The following is a 20,387-nucleotide window of genomic DNA, read 5'->3' as shown; positions in this document are numbered from 1 at the left end:
AGTTAGTGCAACAGTATGTGCCAGCGCATATCCGGCAACTATATTCGGTCATGTGTTTAATGCTCCGGGCACACTTATAGATACCGTAGCAAGTACAACCGGTGGTTGCGATACAGCAAGAACCATTACGATAACAACAGCGCCGCTGTTAACTACAACAGTTAGTGCAACAGTATGTGCTAACGACTTCCCGGCAACAATATATGGACATGAGTTTAATGGACCAGGTACATTAATAGATACAGTAGCAAGTACAACGGGTGGTTGTGATACAGCAAGAACGATCACAATAACAACAGCTCCACTGTTAACTACAACAGTTAGTGCAACAGTATGTGCTAACGACTTCCCGGCAACAATATTCGGTCATGTGTTTAATGGACCAGCTATATTAATAGATACCGTAGCAAGTACAACCGGAGGTTGCGATACAGCAAGAACGATCACAATAACAACAGCACCGCTGTTAACTACAGCAGTTAGTGCAACAGTATGCAGGTATCCGGCAACAATATTCGGTCATGTATTTAATGGCCCAGGTATATTAATAGATACCGTAGCAAGTACAACCGGAGGTTGCGATACAGCAAGAACGATCACAATAACAACAGCGCCGCTGTTAACTACAGCAGTTAGTGCAACAGTATGTGCTAACGACTTCCCGGCAACAATATTTGGTCATGTATTTAATGGACCAGGTATATTAATAGATACCGTAGCAAGTACAACGGGTGGTTGTGATACAGCAAGAACGATCAACGTAACAGCGGTTCCATTATTAACTTCAACACTCGACACAACAGTATGTAATAACCAGTTGCCATTTATATGGAATGGCAACCCGATTAATACCGCGGGTACTTATATAGATACATTAATTAATACATCCGGTGGTTGTGATACCGTGGCAACACTTAATCTTTCCATCACCAATGGTAACCGTACTGATACAACAGTTACCGCATGTAACAGTTATACATGGCCACGTACCGGTCAAACCTATACTACCAGCGGTACACATGATTATACTTTTGTAAATGGTATCTGTACCGATACGATAAGGTTATTCTTAACCATTACTAATGGTAACCGTACTGATACAACAGTTACTGCATGTAACAGCTATACCTGGCCACGTACCGGTCAAACCTATACTACCAGCGGTACTTATATCTATACATTCCCGAATGGTATCTGTACCGATACGGTAAGATTGCTACTCACCATTACTAATGGTAACCGTACTGATACAACAGTTACCGCATGTAACAGTTATACATGGCCACGTACCGGTCAAACCTATACTGCCAGCGGTACACATGATTATACTTTTGTAAATGGTATCTGTACCGATACGATCAGGTTATTCTTAACTATCACCAATGGCAACCGTACTGATACAACAGTTACCGCATGTAACAGTTATACATGGCCACGTACCGGTCAAACCTATACTGCCAGCGGTACGCATGATTATACTTTTGCTAATGGTATCTGTACTGATACGATAAGGTTATTCTTAACTATCACCAATGGCAACCGTACTGATACAACAGTTACCGCATGTAACAGTTATACCTGGCCTCGTACCGGTCAAACCTATACTGCCAGCGGTACGCATGATTATACTTTTGTAAATGGTATCTGTACCGATACAATCAGGTTGCTGCTGACTATCACCAATGGCAACCGTACTGATACAACAGTTACCGCATGTAACAGTTATACATGGCCACGTACCGGTCAAACCTATACTGCCAGCGGTACACATGATTATACTTTTGTAAATGGTATCTGTACCGATACGATCAGGTTATTCTTAACCATTACTAATGGTAACCGTACTGATACAACAGTTACTGCATGTAACAGCTATACCTGGCCACGTACCGGTCAAACCTATACTGCCAGCGGTACGCATGATTATACTTTTGCTAATGGTATCTGTACCGATACGATAAGGTTATTCTTAACCATTACTAATGGTAACCGTACTGATACAACAGTTACCGCATGTAACAGTTATACATGGCCACGTACCGGTCAAACCTATACTGCCAGCGGTACGCATGATTATACTTTTGCTAATGGTATCTGTACTGATACGATAAGGTTATTCTTAACTATCACCAATGGTAACCGCACCGATACAACAGTTACCGCATGTAACAGTTATACATGGCCACGTACCGGTCAAACCTATACTGCCAGTGGTACACATGATTATACTTTTGTAAATGGTATCTGTACCGATACTATCAGGTTGAACCTAATTGTCATGCCATTACTGACATCGATAACAAACACTGCGATTTGTGCAAATCAATTACCTTATATCTGGTATGGTAATCCAATTAGTTTACCAGGAACTTATATTGATACATTATCAAGCACAACCGGCGGTTGTGACACAGTAGCAACTCTAAATCTTGTAATTACCCCGTTAATTACATCAACAACAAACGCTACGGTCTGCGCTAATCAGCTACCATATATATGGAACGGTAATCCATATAATACAGCGGGAACTTATATTGATACATTATCAAGCACAACAGGTGGTTGCGATACCGTAGCTACACTGAACCTTGTAATTACACCGCTTATTACCACAATCACCAATGCGAATATCTGTGCCAACCAATTGCCATATATCTGGAACGGTAACCCATATAACACAGCAGGAACTTATATTGATACTTTACCAAGTACAACCGGAGGATGTGATACAGTAACAACGTTGAACTTAACAATTACACCATTGTTAACCACAATAACCAATGCTGCTGTTTGTGCTAATCAATTACCATACATGTGGAACGGCAACCCATATAATATAGCGGGAACTTATATTGATACATTATCAAGCACAACCGGCGGTTGCGATACAGTAGCAACACTGAACCTTGTAATTACACCACTTATTACCACAATCACCAATGCGAATATCTGTGCCAATCAGTTACCATATATATGGAACGGCAATCCGTATAATACAGCAGGCACTTATATAGATACTTTACTTGTCACAACCGGCGGTTGTGACACAATAGCAACTTTAAATCTTGTAATTACCCCGTTAATTACATCAACAACTAACGCAGCAGTCTGTGCTAACCAGTTACCATATATATGGAACGGCAATCTATATAGCACTGCAGGAACTTATATTGACACATTACCAAGTACAACGGGTGGTTGTGACACGATAGCAACACTCAATTTTGTAATTAATCCATTACTTACATCAACAACCAATGCTGCTGTATGCTCTAACCAGCTACCATTTATCTGGAACGGCAATCCGTATAATACGGCGGGAACATTTATTGATACGCTGCCAGGTACAACAGGTGGATGTGATACAGTAGCCACATTGAATCTTATCATAAATCCTGTTACCACATCGCTTACAAGAGATACGGTTTGTTCTAACCAGTTGCCGTATCTATGGAACAATAATGCTTATAATAGTGCCGGTACCTATTCCGTTACACTTACAAATTCAAGAGGATGCGACTCCATTGCAACACTTAACCTTGTTGTCAAACTGGTAACCACATCTCTTACCCGTGATACGATCTGTGCAAACTTCCTTCCGTATCTATGGAATGGTAACTCATATCCGGCAGCCGGAACTTATACGGTTACACTGCAGAACTCTGTTGGCTGCGATTCCCTGGCAACATTAGGACTCTTTGTAAAACCTACTCCGGTTCTACTTATCAACCAACCGCAGGCAGTTTGTGCACCTGCAACGATCGATCTGACAAGGCCATCAATAATCGCCGGCAGTGAACCGGGATTGATCCTTACTTTCTGGCTGGATTCATTGGCAACAATTCCGCTGCCGAATCCGCAGGCTATTGCTCAATCCGGTACATACTATATCAGGGCATTAGGAGTAAATTCTTGCTTCTCTACCAGACCTGTAGCAGTGAATGTGCTGGTACATTCGCTTATTCCCGGTATCCGTTATCCTACGTTAGAAGCGCCAATAGGCACCAATTTAGATATTGACGCAAGGGACTTTGGAGTAAGTTATCTGTGGTCACCGCCGGTAGGATTAAGTTCTATAACGACGCGACATACGATCTTTAATAGTGACCGCGAAACAGAATATACTGTGGCTATTACAGGCAGTAATGGTTGTACGACTGTTGATACAGTGCTTGTTAAAAGAACTCTGATCATACCACCACCGGCAAATATTCGTTCCGACATTTTTGTACCTAAAGCATGGACACCAAACAAAGACGGGCATAATGATTACCTGAAGCCTTTAACAGTAAACATTAAAGAACTTAAATTCTTCAGGGTATTTAACCGTTGGGGACAATTGGTATTTGAAACAAATATTATCGGTAACGGATGGGATGGAATTTTCAAAGGACAACCACAAGTGATGGATGTATATACATGGACACTGGAAGCTCTTGGTGAGGATGGAAAAAAATATCAAAAAGCAGGTAGTGCTGTTTTAATCAGGTAAAACATTTTTTATGAAAGCACTGAACAAAATTTTAATGATTGCAGGCATGTTGATGACGACGACTCAATTAACAGCTCAGGACCCGAGTTTCTCGCAGTTCTTTTCGTCGCCATTAAATGTAAACCCCGCGTTAACTGCACATATCAATGCAGACTGGAGAGCTATTGCCAATTTCCGTGATCAGTGGCTCGGACCTGCAAGTCCTTATGCAACCGGCACTGCTTCTTTTGATACCAAAATATTTAATAAAAGATATACCGGTGTGGAAGAAGGAAATGTAGCTGGCGCAGGGATCATGATGATGTATGATAAAGCTATGGGTGGTGTTGTAAAAAGCTCCTATGCATCTACGAATTTCTCTTATCGTATTAAACTTAGTAATGGTGATGTAAAACACAAACTGGGTGCAGGTTTCGGAGCTATATTCGGTCAGCGTAAAATTGATTTCAGCGGTGTTGATTTCGAAGAACAGTTTACCGGTTATGGATTTAATACAAACCTGCCACATGGAGAAACGAGTTTATCCAATATGAAAGCTTATGTCTCAGTCAGCACCGGTTTGCTCTACAGTATCGTTTCTGAAAAAACAAATATTGATATTGGTGGCGCTGCTTTTCATGTAAACCGTCCTAAACAAACTTTTTTGCAAGACGACCAGCAAATTCTACCGATCAGGTATGTGGCACATGCAAATTTTGAAACCTATATTACTGAGAATACAGTACTAAGTTTCAATACTATTTTTCAAAAACAATCAACTGCGCAGTACTATTCTGTCGGGGGAGCCCTGGGTTATTTTCTACCGAGCAACCCGGATATAATGCTCAATGGCGGTTTATGGTATTGGTCAAAAAATGCGGTGATACCTTATTTCGGTTTAACGTATAAAGATTTCCAGTTTGGAATAAGCTATGATGCTACCATCTCTAAATTGAATGATGCTGCTAACAAGCCGAATACTTACGAAGTATCATTTATACTCAGAGGAAGGAACAAACCATCTTATGTTATTCCATGCCCATGGAAATAAATTCAACAGGTTTTTGATTATAAAAATTTTCAAATAATAAAAAGAAACCGGCCATGAAATAGTTCATAGCCGTTTCTGAAACCAAACCTTATTACCTGCTTATTTATCCGTCCTTAAAATCGTTTTTACATTCTCCCCTACTTTATTTCCACATATTTTACCAGCATCGATCGATTGACGATAGTGAATGCCCCCATACAATCTTGACATGCCTGCTTCTAAACCTGCGGCTTCAATACTGTTATAGTTTCTTACAGGCATTCCAATGCTTTCATAAGTATGATCTGCAAATAAATAATTTTTCCCAAATACTGATTCCAATGCATATGCAGCAGATGAAGAAATAGTTGCATGCGCAGCGAGGTATTCAGGATGGGCCGGAGTCCCGATAAAAGAATTCCATCCTGCATTGCCCATATACTTTCTTATATACGTAATCGGTCGCAACTGGTGGAATGTATATTTCGATTTCCAGCAACTGATCGTTGATTCATTCATAGTAATGCCGAGGCGTAGATATGCATCAGCCCCTTTCATGAGTGATGTATTTTCATTCTGCAAGATCTGCTTCAGAATATTAAACCAATGTCCGAAAGCGGATATGTATTTCCCGTTTGGCAGATCATCCCAAAAGTTTGCAATTATTTTTTGTTCATCAGTAAGCGATTGCGAAACATCATATACTTCCTTAACCATATTATAAAAGGGTGTACCAGCATCTTTTGAAAATGCAAGCGGTGCAGCAGGTGTCGTATTGCTGATACTGCCAGGCAAAATAGTTCTGTTATTTCCCCAACCCGGTACTGCTGGAACTCCAAATGCCGGAGGTGTGGCTTCCCAATATCCTACGCCTAATGGTGTATAAGGAATAGATGCATTAGATGCGCCGTCCTGTTTACTCAATTCAATCACTGCAGCAGCTATATCTTTTCCATACTGAATTGATCTGTCAACATCAAAATTGCTACCTATTTCATTTGTGTACCTGGTTTTGTATGCCTGTTCAATTGAATCAATGATCTGCAGGTTAGCTTCCTTCGCCGAATAAAAAAACCGGAACATACTTGCAAATGCGGCATTGGCTGAAATAGGAAAGTAGACATGATTGGCAGATGGTGGTGCCGGTAAATGCACAGATCCATTTAGCAACGGGGCAATACTTATCTTTTTATTATCTCCATGTACCAATGATTCATAGATAGCAATACCTGTATAAGAAAAATGTCTTGAATAAGCAGGATGAGTAACCCCTGTTGTATTTCTTATAAGACGAAGTTGAACATTTGTCCAGTCAATAATTAACTCAGATGATTGTTCCTGAAATTGTGATTTAACTACAGGTACAACGGATTTGTTACAGGCAGCAAAAATTGATGCCAGGATAGTAAGAATAAAGAAAATCTTTTTCATGATCGTTTAAAATTTAAAGTTTAATGCCTGCCTTTAGCAGACGGTTTTTGTTAATGGTTTATTTTTCAACAATAAATAATAAGAAACTGTTTTGAAGATGATACAATTCCTCCGTGAGATGATAGGGCTGTAATGCGTTTGCAATTACTTGCTGTACCTGCTTTTCGCTGGCAAAATTCATTGCTGCTGCTGCAGGCCCCGTACCGAGAAAGCTCCTGATACCATCATTAAGGCTGTAATACAAAAATGGACAGCTCACTTTGGTTTTGTAAAGCATTTTTAATTCCAGTGAATCGCAAATGCTTTCAATTTTTCCATCTTCTGATAAAGCGAATGGACCCGGTGTGCCCGGCGGCGGTGGAGGTAATAAAGAACCAATTGCTTTTAAAATATTTGTGGCGTCACTCATCTCAGGTTTATCCCAGATACCGATCACCAAACGGCCTCCTTTTTTTAAGACACGTTTGGCTTCCGCCAGTGCACCGGTAAAATTTCCGGCGTACTGAAATGAATTAAATCCAGCAACCACATGAAAACTGTCTGATGCAAAAGGCAATGCCTCAAGATCTTCTTCCAAAAAACTGTTTTGCGGATTTCTTTCACGGGCTAGTTCGAGCAAACCCGGTGCTGCATCAACACCGATCAACTGTGCTCCTGTATTAATGACCATGTGACTGAATAAGCCGGAGCCGCAACCTGCATCCAGCAACAACTTGTTTTCATCCAACTGAAGTTGCTCAATTGTTTTTTTGTAAAGAGGAAGAAAGAATGGTTCAAAAAATTTTGACCAGTATTGCGGTGCAACGCTCCACAATCTTCCCTGTACTTCTTTTGTACTCATACAAATAAGATTTAAATGATTAAATGGTTAACAGCACAAAACTATTTGCATGCTTACAGAAAGACTTTGCTGAAACGTTCAGTTATTTGACTGTGAAGTTCAGACTGCTGTTTGTAATCTTGCATTTGCAGGACTAAAGCCAAAATACTGGCGGAATGCACGGCTGAAATGCGAGGAGTTTTCAAAACCTGCTTCAAATGAAACTTCGGAAACAGTTTTTTTAAGATTCGTAAGCAGGTGCATTGCCTGGTGAAGTCGTTTTTCCATCAGCCATTTACCGGGAGTAGTATCAAATATTTTTTGGAAATCTCTTTTGAATGCAGATAAACTGCGGTTGCAGAGTTTGGCAAACTCTTCCAGTTTTAAATTGAAACAGTAATTTTCTTCCATTACTCTTTGCAAGGATATTGTTTGTGGCTCGTGCAACAGTGAACAGAAATAAGATAATAGTTCTGCATTCTTCGGATTATCAGCAAGCGTCAGCACTAATTCTCTGAATTTTAATTCCAATAATGACTGATCGGGCTGTTGATTAGTATTAAAATAGGGGATCATGGAATGAAAGAAGGCTTCAACTGGAGGATTGTTATCAATAGAAATAACAGGTTCAAATTTTTTTCCGTGTTTATATATAGGCGTCTTTTTTGTTTTTAACACATCACAAATAAACTCGTCTGGCAGAAAAAATATAACCAGGCAAAATGAAGTATCAAAAAATTGCTCAACAATACAAGCACCTTTTCTTACCAGCACACAACTGTTTTTTCTTAGATCATAAGACCCATGAGAAGTATGCCAGATCTTTCGGCCCTCTATCACATAGATGATATAGTTATGATGGCTCCAGGTATCAGCGAACTTAGACTCGAGCGGACAGTTAAACATGGCAATCAACTTTTCACCAACACTTAACTGTTTGAAGTAACTAGGATCACTCATAATTTTGCTGTATAAGCTATACATAAGAAATATTTACAACAAAACTACTATCACATACAGGAGATTGTGCAAAACAGCACTAAAGCAGACAGGCTATTCACTAAAGTAGAAATGATTTCTACTCAGGTTGGCTAAAATTCTATAAAGAAATTTCAGGAATCGTATCAGAAAGACTATGCGTTATTATAAACCTTAATTACCGGTTCTCGCAAAACGGCTGCAGCTTCTGTGCAATGGAAATATATAATATCAGCGATCGCTTCCGGTTTCACCCATTTGGATGGGTCTGAATCGGGCATTGATTTTCGATTTTGAGGAGTATCAATTGTACTGGGAACAACTACGCTGGTTACTACATTATGTCCCTTTGCTTCATCATTCATCAGTTCTGCCAAACGGAAAATAAGTGATTTACCCAAACTGTAAGCTGCCATCCCTTTTCCGTTTGTTGCGCTTAATCCGGGTTTGGAGCCAATAATAAAAATTCTTCCGCTGTTTTGTTGCATCATTTGCACAAATACAGGTTGGGCTACATTGTATGTTGTTTCAAAATTCAGTTTATACTGCTTATTGATATCCGCTGTTTTTGTATCTGCAATTTTACCCATTGCAAATCCACCCACTGTTAAAACCGCAGCATCAACTGAACCATGCTTTGAAATTATATCTCCCACAAATTTTGCTGAATTGTCTTCATTCATCAGATCAACCACTACTTTTTCAAAATGCTCAGCCGAAAAATCCATTTGCACCGGATCATTAGGAACAACCGTACCAATAACTTTAAAACCTTCGTCAATAAATTTTTTAACCACTGCCTGCCCAAGATTACCTGATGCCCCGGTCACAATTGCGGTTTTCATTTCTGTTAATTTTCTTCAATTTACGTAAAACAAGCGTCTTTTATCAGTCGCAGAAGGACGTTCAAATTGCTCACTCCCGAAATCTCGCTTTATTATTCATTATATTTGTTTAAGACTAACTGCGAATACCCGGGGCGGACGAAAAGTATATTTCTTCAAAAGAGTAGGGAGATTCTGCCATCTTTAATTACGGAAATTCTTATTTAAGAGAACCATAAAACCTAATAATGAAACCTCTATTTTATATCTCCTTTTTTTTCACTACATCAATATGTAATGGACAAACTGAAAAAAAGGATCCATCAGCCATTTTTATGTCTGCCACTAATATGTTTTTTAAAGACAATAGTTTAAATCCGGGTATTGAATTTGTTTTAGGCACAACGGTAGTTAATCATCTTTATATGGGATTACAAATAGGCGTAACCCATTTAAGAGAAATGGAAGGTGTTTATTTTCCTCTTACTGGAAATTTCAAAGTCTCTCCTACCGATGCAAAAGAAAGGATCCGCCCATATATCGATCTGTCTGCCGGTTATGGAATAAGAAATAAACAGCTTGCTTCGACAACATATAGTAAGGGTGGTTTTTTGGCAGAAGCCGGGGCGGGAATAATGGATAGCAAATCACATATGAATTTATCCATTAAATATGTAAACGCAACTTTTGTAACTACCGTCGGCAGCAACGATTATATTAAAGATCGCTTAGAGGGAATTGTTCTTAACCTGGGTGTCTTCTTCTAGGTAAGCATTATATCTCGCCTTGTTTTTAAGTTGCAGGAAGAAAAATATTGAACCTCGCCCCTTTACCCACTTCACTTTCGGCAGTAATTTCTCCGTTGTGATTCTCAACAATTTTTTTAACGATGGCAAGCCCTATGCCCGTGCCCTTATATTGATCCTTGCGATGCAGGCGTTGGAATACTTCAAATATTTTTTCTTTGAACTCGGGTTCAAAACCAATGCCGTTATCAGTAATAGAGATATGACAATACTTAACTTCAGGTGAAAGTTTTTCATTGTTGAGCTTTATCCCTTTGACAATTTGACTTTCTATTTTGATATGTGGTGGTTGATCGGGAAGTGAAAATTTGAGTGAGTTACCAATCAGGTTGTGCATCATTTGCCGAAATTGGAATGGGATCACTTCTGCATTACATAATTTTGCAACTTCAATAGTGGCTTGTTTTTCTTTTAGTTCTTCCTTTAGATCATCTTTTACTACTTCAATAATTTTATTGAGGTCAGTTTTTTCAAAATGCCGTTCAGATGTTTTGGCTCGTGAATAAGCAAGGAGATCTTCTATTAAAGTTTGCATCCGCTTTGCTGCGTTTTGCATCTTTTGAAATTGTTCTTTTGCATTTTCGGATAGATTATCCACTTCTTTTTCGATGATACGTGTAGCAAAGATTTGAATTTTACGTAACGGTTCTTGCATGTCATGACTGGAAATGTAGGCAAACGATTGGAGCTCTATGTTCATTTTTTCCAGGTCGGTGTTTTTCTGCTCTATTTCTTTCTCTGTGTCCTTGCGTTGTGTAATATCAACCATGGCACCCAGGAAATATTTTTTATCATTGATAGTAATGGTTTCGATAGAATTGAGAACGGGAATTATTTTTCCTGATTTTGTGCGAAGGTTAATTTCTAAGTTTCTTACAAACCCATTTTTGGAGACTTGCTCTACAACTTTGTCCCTGCCACTTTTTGTCATAATGTCTAATTCCAGCGAGGTTTTACCGATGTATTCATCCCTTGTGTACCCGATCATATCAAGCAACGTTTGATTCACATCTACCAGCCTGCCTGTAGAAATTTCAGATAGACCAAGACCCAATGGGGCAGATGAAAAAAGTTTGTTGAATTTTTCCTCACTTAACCGCAAAGCTTCTTCCTGGTTTTTCTTTTCGGTAAGATCGGTCACGATCATTCCTACTGTTTGAAGTGTAGGAAATAATGAAGTGAGTGAAACATAGGCACAAATAATTTTATCTCCGGCAACCAGGTTAATTTCTCCCTTACTTTTTTCTTCCAATCCTTTTTTGAAAAGTTCGTTGAAAGTTTCTTTTGAATCGGGATGAATAAAATTAAAAACAGTGTTGCCAATAACATCCTCGTAAGAAATGCCCAGAAGTTCATGAAAATAATTATTGGTATAAACTATGAGACCATCTTCTGCTAATGTGACAGCGCCTTCATTAATATTTTCTACCAGCATACGGTAGCCGTAGTCACCACTTTGCAGTGTAAATATTTCCGGTTGGTTATTCCTGTTAAGGGCAAAAGCATCTACTTCTCCTGCTTTAATGGCTTCAATAAGCTGCTCCGCTTCCTCAAGACGATTGATAAGCTCTGCATTTTGCAATTGCAATTCCTCAATTGTCAATTCTTTTTTCATACTGCATTTCTGAAAGTGATCCCAAGGGCCTTAATTACTTTCTCACTGTCTTTTAGAGTTCCTATTAAAACTTTTTTCGGCAGTGGTAATTGCTTGATGAGTGAGGGACTGAATACAATACTTTGTTCCGAGGCAAGCTCAGGGTTTTTGTAGATATCTATTATCTCTAACTCAAATGCATCCTTTAAATATTCATCGCAAAGTTGTTTTATGTTTTGAATGGCTTCCACTGATTTTGGCGACATCCCCGATACGTATAATTGTAACACTAGTTTACCTTCAATAATTATATCCGGAGAGGGTCCTTTTTTCTTTGCCATCAGTTTTGAGTTTTTAATGTACGGATGTTTAAACCAACCAATACTTTTTCTTCATTAGACAAATCGCCAATTATTTTCCTGATGGGTACGGGTAATTTTCTCACCAAAGTGGGAATGGCAAATATCTGGTCACCTTCGGCAAGTTGCGGGTTTTTTAAAAGGTCAATTACCTCGATGGTATACTCACCTTCTAAATGTTCTTCGCAATAACGAGTAATATTTTTTAATGCCAGCGTTGATTTAGGTGTTTGCCCTGCTATATATAAACGCAGTTCCCATTTCTTTTGTTTTGCCATTGTATCCTTACTTTTTGCCATTGCTAATAAATTGAATCCCTTTATTGGTGATAGTAAAATTTTGCAGGCTCATCGCATGTCCCATACCCCGTGCTTTTATTATCTGCAAACTTCGCACCCGTTCATCGTTTTTTTGACCATTATCCAAATCTATCCAGGTATCGGCAAGGGAAGAAACTGCATCTACCGTTGCATCATTAAATTCACTTTTATAATGGGTAAGTGAAGTAAACACAGCATTGATCTCATTCATTTTCAACGTGTCCATCAGGCGTACTAACATAGCCCTGACTTCGCTGCTGTTGCCGACAGTAATTAAACTGCTGATAGGGTCAACAATTACGGTACGTGGCTTAAATTCCGCCATCAGTTTATTCATCACCAGCAAGTGCATTTCCAAACCCTGCAGTGACGGTCGTGATGCATGTATATGGAGGAGCTTTGATCTAATTGCAGGTTTAAAATTAATGCCTATTGACGCAATATTCCTGATCAATTGGTCAGGCGATTCTTCGAAAGAAAAATATAAAACAGGCTCTTTACGTTTGTAACTGCTCATGGCAAAATGAGAAGCAAGAATTGTTTTTGCCGTACCTGCCGTACCTGTAATTAATGTGCTGCTTGCTTTATAAATTCCCTTGCCTGAAAAAAATTTATCCAATGCCGGTAGCCCTGTAGAAATTATTGTTGTAGGTGATTTGTAGTCTAATTGCAGAGATGTAATGGGAATAACTGAAATTCCAGTTTCGTCAATAAGAAAAGGATACTCATTAGTACCGTGAGTGCTGCCACGGTATTTAACAATACGCAACCTGCGGGTAGCTATCTGGTCTATCACGCGGAAGTCAAGCAGGATCACACAATCAGAAACATATTCTTCCAATCCATGCCGCGTTAAAGATTTTTCGCCACGTTCACCTGTTATTATTGCTGTTACTCCTTTTTCCTTCAGCCAGGCAAACAGCCTGCGTATTTCAGAACGGAGAATTGCCATGTCTTCCATTCCTGAAAAAATGGATTCGATGGTATCGAGCACTACACGTTTTGCGCCGACGGAATCAATGGCATGATTTAACCGGATGAAAAGTGCTTCCAGGTCATACTCTCCTGTTTCTTCGATCTCCGAACGTTCGATGCGTACATGGTCAACACGCAACTTGTTTTCTGATTTTAATTTTTCCAGGTCAAACCCTAATGAATTTAAATTTAGTGAAAGGTCGCTGGCAGTTTCTTCAAAGCTCATAAATACACCAGGCTCGTTGTAATCAGTAATTCCTTTTACAAGAAACTGTGCGGCAAATAAAGTTTTGCCACAGCCGGCACTGCCGCAAATAAGAACAGGGCGACCTTTTGGAAAACCGCCTTTTGTAATTTCATCCAGGCCGTTTATGCCAGTAGGTGTTTTAGGAAAACTAGTATTTTTCTTTGCCATAAATAAATAGTGTCTTTAAAATATACCGTTAGTATTGATCTCGTTATAAAAGTAAATCCAATTGTTAAATGCTATTGATAATGAAATTTTCTTTTAAAGGTTGCTGATCATTGTTTCCTAAAATTAGTGTGAGTGATTTAAAAATTACTTTTTTTAGGTTTGAAAATTCAGCTGGCTTTCTTATATAATAATTTGCTCCATTTACATAAAGCAGATCCACAACTTCTTTATCAAACGAGGTAGAAAAAATAATTATTGGAAGTTCTTTTAATTTTTCATTCGATCTTATCTCAATTAAACATTCGAAACCATTTTTGCGTGGCATGTTGAAGTCCAGGTAAAGTGCATGAGGAAGTTCTAATTCTTTTTTAGTTAGCAGTTGCATGAGTTCAACTCCGTTATGAACGAGTGTTAGATTTGTTGCAATAGAAAGGTCGTTCAATGCATCTTTGAAAAAATCACAATCGTCCATGTCGTCATCGGCAAGAAGCAAGTTAATTTGGTCTGTTCTCATTCGGCTAAAGTTAATGAACAATAGTATATTTTTCTCCTTCAAAGTTGCACTATTAATATAATTTGACTGACTTCAAACAGCAATGTAAGAAGTCATTAAAAACAAAAACCTCAGGCATAAAGTGTGGGTATAAACTTTTTTTTGGATGAGATTCGAGCCCTGTTTTTAAGTATTGAATATCAAAATTAAGCTAAAAACAGCTAAACCTTGTTCATGAATTGAGCCAGTCACGTACGTTGCGTGCGGGCCACTTTATCTTACTCTTTGGGATGATGTATCATTTTTATGAGAAGGCATATACTTGTACCTGTCAAAGATGGACTGTACTTGTTGCTTTAGTTCTTCGGGGCAATTAGTATTAAACATAAAATGGAAAGGATCTGTTTCGTAACGGAAACATTGGCTCGGCTTGATCATCTTACCTTCCACCTTTACCAATTGCCGATCGAGATCATTTAAGTCCCTGACCAGTTTTATAATATTTTCATCCATAGAAACCAATTATACTATGATCACATTGAATCTTTGTCAACCAACCTTACCTGATCTTGGATTTTCTTTTTCCTTACTAACCTTATCAGGGTTGGGCGTTCCATCAGCCACTCCCTCATTCATTTTCGGATCCTGCTTTGCACCTTGGTTGAACGCACCACTGCCGGCATTTTTATCTTGTTTTTCGGTGACACCGCCTTTTTGGGTGATATCCTTTTTTGATTCTTTATTCATCATTAATTTTTTAATGTACTCTTAAAAATGGAAGACTACTCTCCATTATCTATTAAAAAAGATGCCAAGTTTTGCACATGGATGCTCAACATGAGCGACATTGTTTATCTCCGAAAATGTCTTCTTTTCAGTTTTGTCTGAAAATTTTTCAGTGAAAATGACAGATTTTTCCAATACCGTCTAGCGGCATAGGGCTTGTTCAAAATTTTTCTAAAACATGATTTATGAGAAAGATCATCCAATTGTTTAAACGTGAAAAAAAAGAATGGCCTGATACAGACAATCCATTTCTTATCTGGTAATCTATTTTTAAACCAATTAAATAAAAAGGAGGTTATTATGACAAACACAATTCAAAAAGCAAGTGGTAGAAACGCAAACGATTTGGGTAATGTTGTCGATACTATCTTCAACAATACCTTGAGTAGGTTTTTTGACGGTAACTTTTGGAATACTGGTGAGATAACCGGCAGAGAAGCCGTACCTGTTAATGTCCGCGAAACAGATGTACAATACGAGGTAGATGTTATTGCACCAGGTTGTAAAAAGGAAAACTTCAAAGTACAGGTACAAAACAACGAACTCAAAGTTTCTTTCACCCAGAACGAAAGTAAAAAGCACACTGATGAAAAGGCCGGTTGGGTCCGCAATGAATACATACAACGTTCATTCAGTCGTCAATTCACCCTCGATGAAACAGTTGATACCACTAAGATAGATGCTCAATATGTAGATGGTATTCTTCGGGTAATACTGCCTAAAAATGAACAAGCTAAACAACCTTTACTTACGATCAATGTGAAGTAAAGTTTGATTTCCTTTTTAAGCCGTTTTGCTTAGTGCAAAACGGCTTAAATTTTCTATTCTAAACAAAATATTTTTTACAGTTTAAACTATTTGATTTGAGAATTGTTTAATCCGGTTTTATACTTCTGAAAAATGACCCACCATCATTCGCACAACACTGTTTAATTCTCTTTTTTAGTCTGAGGCAATTTTTACTCAAGCCACACAAGTTTCCGGCCTTTGTATGTTTTGATCAAATCGGCACGTTTTTAATGAGCAATAAGTATTGAACATTTCAAACAATTAATAATGTTTATGAATTAATTGTTGAGTTGGTGTAGCAAAAGAAAATTAAAGCTTGCAATTCTATTTATTAACTATAAAATGTACAATTATGGCAGACGATCGTAACAAACAACAGCAAAGCGGCAACCAGGGTGGAAATCAAGGTGGCCGTAACCAAGGCGGACAGCAAGGAAACCAAGGTGGCGAACGCAATCAAGGCGGACAACAAGGTAACCAGGGTGGCGAACGCAATCAAGGTGGACAACAAGGCAACCAAGGTGGCGAACGCAATCAAGGTGGCGAACGCAATCAAGGTGGACCACAAGGTAACCAGGGTGAAGGTCAGGATCGTAGTGGAAGAAAAGGATCTGGTCAGGACCAAGGTGACCGTAATGAAGATCAAGATTCCGGCTCAGGTGGAATGTAAATTAAACGAAGGGCCTTTCCTTAAGGGAAAGGCTTTTTATAATAGTTACCTTTAATTTTTTCGAACGATTGAGTTTAGTGAATTAGCTTAAAAATTAAAAAGAATAAAAAAAATCATCCTCACTACACCCTCTTACTATGTCTCTATAAGTAAGAAAAATATTACACTAAATTCTTATCAGGCATTCCTGCTGCCTCTGACAATTTAAAAGCTTCGTTTTGTAAAATCCTACACCGGGTTTTTATGAACAATTTTCTGGCTATTTATAATTAGTTTTAATACTAATAAGTGTAAAGATGACATTTATTTTGATAGTGATTTCGTCGCACTGATTGAATGCTTGTTATTCGCACAACTTAAAAATTAAACCCGATTGCTTTTTGCTTCATTGTAACATCAATTGCTGTTCCGATCAACGGCAATTTGTACACTAACAATGAATAAACAATTATTAACACAGTATAAGCCATATGTATAAAAAAAAAGTATACATTTTTCTTTTAGGAATGATGTTTTGTGTTAGCAATATTTCCGTCAGCCAACCGCCCCGTGGTCCATTCATTATCTCCCCGCAAGTTCAGGCCGATAAAAAAATTACATTTCGTTACCTGGCACCTTTTGCTAAACAAGTTTTGCTTGGCGGTAGCCAGTTTGGATCTGCACAGGTTCCAATGACAAAAGATTCAATTGGAATCTGGAGTGTAACAGTTGGGCCGGTAAAGCCAGACATTTATCCTTATAGTTTCGTGGTAGATGGTGTAACGGTAATGGACCCAGCCAATGTAGCTTATTTTTCCAATGAACGTTTTAAAGCAAGTCTTGTAGACATTCCCGGCGATACTGCATTGGCACATGCTATGAAAGACGTACCACATGGTAGTGTTACTTATGAATATTATCCATCAGTGGAAGGGTCAACCGGTTCATTGGTAGTTTATACTCCACCCAGTTATGACAAAGCAACATCAAAAAAATATCCTGTTTTTTATTTAATCAGCGGAACAACAGATACAGAAGAAACATTTTTTAAAGTAGGTCGCACCAACCTTATTCTTGACAACCTCATCGCCGAAGGAAAAGCACAACCGATGATCATCGTGATGCCTTACGGAAATCCAATGGCAAGAATAGCGGAACAAACAGGAAAAGCAAAACCAGCAGATATTATTTCAAGAGATGGAGAGGATGCTGTAAAAAGAGCAAAGCTCTTTGAAACCGATTTGATCACAAAAGTGATCCCCTACATTGAAAATAATTATCGCACCATCAATAATAAAAACAACCGTGCCATTGGCGGATTCTCTAGAGGCGGTGGGCAAACATTAAGGACCGCCTTCGGCAATATGGATAAATTTTCCTGGATATGTTGTTATAGTGCGTACCTATCGACTCCCGAAATGGAAAGCAGCTTTAAAAATGTATATGAAAATCCAGAACGAACTAATAAAGAATTGAAGTTGCTGTGGGTAAGTGTGGGAAGCGAAGATTTTTTATATAAGCCAACACTGGAGTTTATAGATTTCCTGAAAGCTAAAAATGTTAATCACAAAACGCTTATTACCGGCGGCGGACATACTTGGATGAATGTAAAAAATTATGTGACACAGACCGTACAATTGCTCTTTCATTAAAATTGCCAGCACAATGAGAAAAACACTTTATATAGTAACTGTATTTAGTTTCATTTGTTTTAACGTCACTGCCCAACCACGACCTCCGGCTATTAGTTCGCCTGACGTTAATCCTGATCACAGTATTACATTCCGTTATTATTCCCGTACTGCACAAAGGGTAATTGTGAAGGGAGAATTTTTGACATCCCCGCTGGCCATGTCAAAAGACACATCCGGTATTTGGAGCATAACAGTGCCGCCTGTAAAACCAGATATTTACCCTTACAGTTTTATGGTTGATAGTGTTGAATTACCTGACCCAAACAACACCTATGTTTTTGCCAACGAAAGATTCAAACGCAGCATTGTAGATATTCCAGGTAACCAGCCTCTAATACATTCATTGCAAAATGTACCGCATGGAAAAATCAGCTATCGCTGGTACAAATCTGCGACATTAGGTAGCACACGTCAACTACTTGTTTATACACCACCGGGTTTTACTGCCAATAGCAAAACAAAATACCCGGTACTCTATCTTATTCATGGTGGTTCAGATACAGAAGAAACATGGACTAAAGTAGGTAGAGCGAATTTCATAGCCGATAATTTAATTGCACAGAACAAAGCAGTGCCCATGATTATTGTAATGCCTTATGGAAATGTAAGGCCCAAACCAATGCCTGATTTTACAAAAGATGTAATCAATGATATCATTCCTTTTATTGAATCAAATTATCCTGTATTAACTGATAGTAAAAACCGTGCAGTGGCGGGCTTTTCTGTAGGTGGCGGGCAAACGTTGAATATCGGTTTAACAAATACAGATAAGTTCGGGTATATCTGTTCTTATGCACCTTATACAGCAACGGAAGAATTTCAAAAAAATTTTACCAACTGGACGCCAGATGCAGAGAAGATAAATAAAGAATTAAAGTTGTTTACCATTAGTGTGGGGACAGAAGATTTTTTATATGAAAGCGTAAAGAAAAACCTTGACATGTTTAAAGAAAAAAAAGTGAATGTAAAAAGTTACATTGTTCCGGGTGGTCATACCTGGATGAATTGTAAAGCATACCTCACAACAACTTTACAGGAATTGTTCAAATAACTTCTAAACTATACAAAACAAAAAAATGAATACTAAATCCTTAACAATTGCTTTAGCTATAACACTGGTAAGTTTTACCAGTTTTTCTCAAACAGCACTGCCCGCTGTAATAGAAGATTTCAAACCTTCTCTCTTTAACCAGCCGTTTCAGAAATATCCACAGGTAAATTCGCAGGGCTATGCGAGATTCAGAATACATGCGCCAAATGCTGATAGTGTTCGGGTAAGTCTTGGCCTTGGCGGCCAGGGAGGAACAAAACTTACCAAAGCCGATAGTGGTTATTTTATTGGCACTACTGCAGGGCCAATGGATGAAGGATTTCACTACTATCGTGTTAATATAGATGGAGCTACTGTCAATGATCCGGGAACAGGGTTTTTCTACGGATCACAACGCTGGGAAAGCGGCATAGAGATTCCTGCTAAAGACCAGGATTTTTATGCATTGAAAGATGTTCCGCACGGAAACATGCAACAAATAATTTTTTCTTCAAAAAGCACGAACTTACAAAAGATGGCAGTTGTTTACACGCCTCCGGGTTATGAAAAAGGCAAAACCAAATATCCTGTATTGTACCTGCAACATGGTTGGGGTGAAAATGAAACTTCATGGGGTGTTCAAGGCAAGACTAACCTGATCATGGATAATATGATCGCGGAAGGCAGAATAAAACCTTTTATTGTTGTAATGACTTATGGTATGACTAATACCGGTGCTCCGATAGGACGTCGTCCTACCCCTCCACCAGGTACTCCGCTAAATGCAACCCCTCCAACCGGTGGTACTCGTCCAGATAGTGTAAATCGTCCTACTCCTCCTCCTGGTGGTGGTATGGGTGCAGCCGGAGTGGTAACTTTTGGTGTTACTGCAGGTGAACCTACAGGTGTCGGAGCTTTTCAGA

At 38.7% G+C, this 20,387-nt stretch carries 18 protein-coding genes and 1 pseudogene; 8 read left to right on the top strand and 11 right to left on the bottom strand.

Annotation, left to right across the window (positions count from 1 at the left end; genetic code table 11):
• On the top strand, nt 1-4,492 hold a 4,492-nt coding region (locus E6H07_11165), incomplete at its 5' end, for a gliding motility-associated C-terminal domain-containing protein (protein ID TMI66423.1).
• Between the two features lie 10 nt (nt 4,493-4,502).
• Nucleotides 4,503-5,522, top strand: coding sequence for a type IX secretion system membrane protein PorP/SprF (locus E6H07_11160; GenBank protein TMI66422.1), 1,020 nt, complete (start codon nt 4,503-4,505; stop codon nt 5,520-5,522).
• 99 nt (nt 5,523-5,621) lie between these two features.
• Here E6H07_11160 and E6H07_11155 read toward each other — a convergent pair whose 3' ends face one another.
• From E6H07_11155 to E6H07_11140, 4 genes are all read right to left on the bottom strand, one after another.
• The gene (locus tag E6H07_11155) at nt 5,622-6,932 is read right to left on the bottom strand and encodes a vanadium-dependent haloperoxidase (protein ID TMI66421.1); all 1,311 of its coding nucleotides are present in this window, start codon (nt 6,930-6,932) and stop codon (nt 5,622-5,624) included.
• Between the two features lie 58 nt (nt 6,933-6,990).
• Nucleotides 6,991-7,773, bottom strand: a complete 783-nt coding sequence (locus tag E6H07_11150) for a class I SAM-dependent methyltransferase (protein TMI66420.1) — start codon at nt 7,771-7,773, stop codon at nt 6,991-6,993.
• Between the two features lie 99 nt (nt 7,774-7,872).
• Nucleotides 7,873-8,736 (bottom strand): helix-turn-helix transcriptional regulator, encoded by an 864-nt coding sequence (locus tag E6H07_11145; GenBank protein TMI66419.1) that lies wholly within the window; start codon nt 8,734-8,736, stop codon nt 7,873-7,875.
• Nucleotides 8,737-8,885: 149 nt separating this feature from the next.
• Nucleotides 8,886-9,575: an SDR family NAD(P)-dependent oxidoreductase gene (locus tag E6H07_11140; protein TMI66418.1), complete on the bottom strand. Its 690-nt coding sequence runs from the start codon at nt 9,573-9,575 to the stop codon at nt 8,886-8,888.
• 227 nt (nt 9,576-9,802) lie between these two features.
• On the opposite strand from E6H07_11140, the gene E6H07_11135 reads away from it, so the two are divergent.
• Nucleotides 9,803-10,321, top strand: coding sequence for a hypothetical protein (locus E6H07_11135; GenBank protein TMI66417.1), 519 nt, complete (start codon nt 9,803-9,805; stop codon nt 10,319-10,321).
• 25 nt (nt 10,322-10,346) lie between these two features.
• On the opposite strand, the gene E6H07_11130 is transcribed toward E6H07_11135, so the two are convergent.
• The 7 genes from E6H07_11130 to E6H07_11100 all read right to left on the bottom strand — a co-directional run bounded on the left by E6H07_11130 (nt 10,347) and on the right by E6H07_11100 (nt 15,263).
• Nucleotides 10,347-11,975, bottom strand: coding sequence for a PAS domain S-box protein (locus tag E6H07_11130; GenBank protein TMI66416.1), 1,629 nt, complete (start codon nt 11,973-11,975; stop codon nt 10,347-10,349).
• The gene (locus E6H07_11125; protein TMI66415.1) at nt 11,972-12,295 is read right to left on the bottom strand and encodes a circadian clock protein KaiB; all 324 of its coding nucleotides are present in this window, start codon (nt 12,293-12,295) and stop codon (nt 11,972-11,974) included. Before E6H07_11125 ends, E6H07_11130 begins: the two co-directional genes overlap by 4 nt.
• On the bottom strand, nt 12,295-12,591 hold the full coding sequence (locus E6H07_11120; GenBank protein ID TMI66526.1) for a circadian clock protein KaiB: 297 nt from the start codon (nt 12,589-12,591) through the stop codon (nt 12,295-12,297). The genes E6H07_11125 and E6H07_11120 overlap by 1 nt, the downstream gene beginning before the upstream one ends.
• 7 nt (nt 12,592-12,598) lie before the next feature.
• Nucleotides 12,599-14,023, bottom strand: a complete 1,425-nt coding sequence (gene kaiC / locus E6H07_11115) for a circadian clock protein KaiC (protein TMI66414.1) — start codon at nt 14,021-14,023, stop codon at nt 12,599-12,601.
• A gap of 64 nt (nt 14,024-14,087) precedes the next feature.
• Complete coding sequence (locus E6H07_11110; protein TMI66413.1) at nt 14,088-14,537, bottom strand: response regulator; 450 nt, start codon at nt 14,535-14,537, stop codon at nt 14,088-14,090.
• A gap of 252 nt (nt 14,538-14,789) precedes the next feature.
• Nucleotides 14,790-15,029 (bottom strand): hypothetical protein, encoded by a 240-nt coding sequence (locus E6H07_11105; GenBank protein ID TMI66412.1) that lies wholly within the window; start codon nt 15,027-15,029, stop codon nt 14,790-14,792.
• A 36-nt stretch (nt 15,030-15,065) separates the two neighbouring features.
• On the bottom strand, nt 15,066-15,263 hold the full coding sequence (locus tag E6H07_11100) for a hypothetical protein (protein ID TMI66411.1): 198 nt from the start codon (nt 15,261-15,263) through the stop codon (nt 15,066-15,068).
• Between the two features lie 339 nt (nt 15,264-15,602).
• On the opposite strand from E6H07_11100, the gene E6H07_11095 reads away from it, so the two are divergent.
• From E6H07_11095 to E6H07_11075, 5 genes and pseudogenes are all read left to right on the top strand, one after another.
• Entirely contained in the window at nt 15,603-16,070 is a 468-nt protein-coding gene (locus tag E6H07_11095; protein ID TMI66410.1) for an Hsp20/alpha crystallin family protein, read from the top strand.
• 373 nt (nt 16,071-16,443) lie between these two features.
• The gene (locus E6H07_11090) at nt 16,444-16,761 is read left to right on the top strand and encodes a hypothetical protein (protein ID TMI66409.1); all 318 of its coding nucleotides are present in this window, start codon (nt 16,444-16,446) and stop codon (nt 16,759-16,761) included.
• 470 nt (nt 16,762-17,231) lie between these two features.
• Nucleotides 17,232-18,392, top strand: coding sequence for an esterase (locus tag E6H07_11085; GenBank protein ID TMI66408.1), 1,161 nt, complete (start codon nt 17,232-17,234; stop codon nt 18,390-18,392).
• A 13-nt stretch (nt 18,393-18,405) separates the two neighbouring features.
• Nucleotides 18,406-19,485, top strand: a complete 1,080-nt coding sequence (locus E6H07_11080) for an esterase (GenBank protein ID TMI66407.1) — start codon at nt 18,406-18,408, stop codon at nt 19,483-19,485.
• Nucleotides 19,486-19,510: 25 nt separating this feature from the next.
• A pseudogene (locus E6H07_11075) lies at nt 19,511-20,194 on the top strand (esterase).
• Nucleotides 20,195-20,387 lie beyond the last annotated feature (193 nt).

Source organism: Bacteroidota bacterium (assembly GCA_005882315.1).
In the GTDB taxonomy this organism is placed as follows: domain Bacteria; phylum Bacteroidota; class Bacteroidia; order Chitinophagales; family Chitinophagaceae; genus VBAR01.
The sequence above is the reverse complement of the archived record's forward strand: the minus strand, read 5'-3'. Positions and strand labels throughout refer to the sequence as shown.